The sequence below is a fragment of the Streptomyces sp. NPDC059398 genome, from assembly GCF_042751845.1.
GTDB lineage: Bacteria > Actinomycetota > Actinomycetes > Streptomycetales > Streptomycetaceae > Streptomyces.
This window is the reverse complement of record NZ_JBHYWP010000202.1, coordinates 1-2,704: the sequence shown is the minus strand read 5'-3', so window position 1 is coordinate 2,704 and position 2,704 is coordinate 1. Positions and strand designations below refer to the sequence as shown.

At 71.0% G+C, this 2,704-nt stretch carries 2 protein-coding genes; one reads left to right on the top strand and one right to left on the bottom strand.

What is annotated here, in order from left to right; translation table 11 throughout:
* Positions 1-154: 154 nt before the first annotated feature.
* The gene (locus ACFXBC_RS34975; protein WP_385034135.1) at positions 155-1,240 is read right to left on the bottom strand and encodes a S1 family peptidase; all 1,086 of its coding nucleotides are present in this window, start codon (positions 1,238-1,240) and stop codon (positions 155-157) included.
* A gap of 365 nt (positions 1,241-1,605) precedes the next feature.
* On the opposite strand from ACFXBC_RS34975, the gene ACFXBC_RS34970 reads away from it, so the two are divergent.
* Positions 1,606-2,502, top strand: coding sequence for an alpha/beta fold hydrolase (locus ACFXBC_RS34970; protein WP_385034138.1), 897 nt, complete (start codon positions 1,606-1,608; stop codon positions 2,500-2,502).
* Positions 2,503-2,704: the final 202 nt, after the last annotated feature.

The window sequence follows — 2,704 nt, the reverse complement described above, 5'->3', positions numbered from 1 at the left end:
GCGGAGCGTGTGCCGCGGCCGCGGGCGGCCGGCCGGGGGGGGGGGCCCCCGGCCGCCCGGGAGGGCCGACCGCGGGCGGGTGGGGCGCGCCGCCGCCCCGTCCCCGCGGCGGGCCCGGGCCCCGGTGTACTGCTGGGGAACCGCTACGGGAGCGTCAGCCGATCTTCGCCCCGAAGGCAGCCAGCGCCGCGGGCACCGGCTGGAAGAACGTCTCACCGCCGGCGGAGCAGTCACCGCTGCCGCCCGAGGTCAGACCGATCGCGCTGTCGCCCGAGAAGAGCGCGCCGCCGCTGTCACCGGGCTCGGCGCAGACATCGGTCTGGATGAGACCGTTGACGACATCGCCGTTGCCGTAGTTGACGGTGGCGTCGAGCCCCTTCACCGTGCCGCCGTGCACCTGCGAGGTGGAACCGCTGCGCTGGACCGCCATGCCGACGGTCGCGTCGGCCGCCTTGGTGATCGGCTGGGTCTTGCCGTTGTAGAGGTCGACCTCGCTCGGGTGCGGGGTGTCCGATGTGTACTTCACCAGGCCGTAGTCGTGGCCAGGGAAGTCGGAGGCCGCGTTGGTGCCGATCTCCGAGCCGCCCTGCGAGTCCGACCAGCTGCTGACGGCCTCGGTGCAGTGCCCGGCGGTGATGAAGTACGGCTGGCCGTCCTTGACCACGTTGAAGCCGAGCGAGCAGCGGGCGCTGGAGCCCCAGATGGCGTCGCCGCCCGCGATGAGCGGCTTGAACTCCCCGGTGCTGCGCTTGAGTTCGGCCTTGGCGCCGAGACCCTTGACGACGCTGTTGAGCTTGGAGAGCTTCGCCCCCGATACCGTACGGTCGGCGGTGACGACGATCTTGTTACTGACCGGGTCCACCGCCCATGAGGTGCCCGGCAGCGATGCCTTGTCGGACAGGGTCTTGCGTGCGCCGGTCAGCTCGGCCATCGAGTTCTGGACGACTCTCGCCCGGCCGCCCGCCTTGCGCACACCCTGGGCCGACGCCTCGTCGAGGACGTTCACCACCAGGTTCTTGCTCTTTGCGTCGTAGTACGAACCGGCCGCGTCCGAGCCCAGTTTGTGGGTCAGTGCCGATGCCAGGTTCCCGGCCGCGGACACGGACAGGGTCTTCGCCGCGGATGCCGGCGCCGCCTCGCTGGCGTTGGCCGTCTGGAAGGTGACGCCCGCTGCGATCAGCGCGGCGGCGCCGGTCGCTGCCGCGATCACTCGGCGCCTGGGTATGCGTCGGTGCTTCAACTTCGACCTCCTGTGGGGGCCGCTTCCGGTCATGTGGGGTGACCGGAAGCGGAGGATGGAGTCGCCCACTATTCCGACAGTCACAGCTCGCACACAAGGTCGGTTCAAGGACGGGCACACGACACCAACAAGGCACCCGCACTCCGTTCACGAATGGAGAGTACCGCCGGGGTATCAAAGCATGGATAAACCTTGGACAGTGACAAATCACCCTCGTGTCCTGCCGCCTGCCGTCCGCTATCCACCGCCGGCGGACCGGATTGCGGCGCACTCCCTTCCGTATCCACACTTTCCCACCAACTCATCACCCCAGAAAACGCGCTGATGGGTAATCATCGGAGCGGAGGGGGATGCCAGTGCACACGATGCATGCGTACGGCACAGAGGGACCGGGGCTGCGCGGACGGGTACGCGCACCGGACGGGCGTCATCTGACGGTGGAGCGTCTCGGCGATCCACGCGGCAGGCCGGTGTTCCTGCTGCACGGCACCCCCGGCAGCAGACTCGGACCCGCCCCACGCGGAATGGTGCTCTACCAGCGCAGGATGCAGCTCATCGCCTTCGACCGCCCCGGCTACGGCGGCAGCGACCGGCTGCCGGGGCGCAGCGTCGCCGATGTCGCCCAGGACGTCGGGGCGATCGCCGACGCGCTGGGGCTGGAGAAGTTCGCCGTGGCGGGCCGGTCGGGCGGCGCACCCCACGCGCTCGCCTGCGCGGCACTGCTGCCGGACCGGGTCACCAGGGCGGCGGCCCTGGTGACGCTCGCCCCCCGGGACGCGGTGGGACTCGACTGGTTCGAGGGCATGGCCGCGTCCAACGTCCGCGAGTACACCACCGCTTCCGACGACCCCGACGGTCTCGCGGCCCGGCTCATCCCGCGCTCGGCGGAGATCAGGAAGAACCCGGTCCGGCTGCTGGACCAGCTCTTCAGCGACCTCACCGACTCCGACCGCCGGGTCGTCAACGACGCGGGCGTACGCGCCATGCTGCTGCGCAACTACCAGGAGGCGCTGCGCACTTCACCGTACGGCTGGATCGACGACGCACTGGCGTTCTCCCGGCCCTGGGGGTTCGACCCGGCCGGGATCCGCAGCCCGATCATGCTGTGGCACGGCGTGAAGGACGTCTTCTCACCGGTAGGCCACTCCCGCTGGCTGGCCCGGCGCATCCCGGGCGCGACGGCCGTGCTCGAACCGGCCGCCGCGCACTTCGACGCACTGCACGCGCTCCCCCGCGTTCTGCACTGGCTGCTGGACGAGTGAGGACCGGGGCGCGCGGCGGGACCGCCGGCCCTCACACCACGAGCGGCTCCAGGTCCCGGCTGAACCGCCGCGCGTCGCCCGCGATCCCCACGTAGTCGTGGTCGTGGGGGGGGCGGGGGGCTCGGAGCGGGTCGCGGGGAGTGTGAGCGCCCGAGAGCGACTCAACCCACCGCCCACACACACACCCTAACAGCCACCCACG

Bases quoted from the DNA above. Each gene is read 5' to 3' on its own strand.
- ACFXBC_RS34970 (WP_385034138.1), top strand. From the start codon at position 1,606: ATGCATGCGTACGGCACAGAGGGACCGGGGCTGCGCGGACGGGTACGC.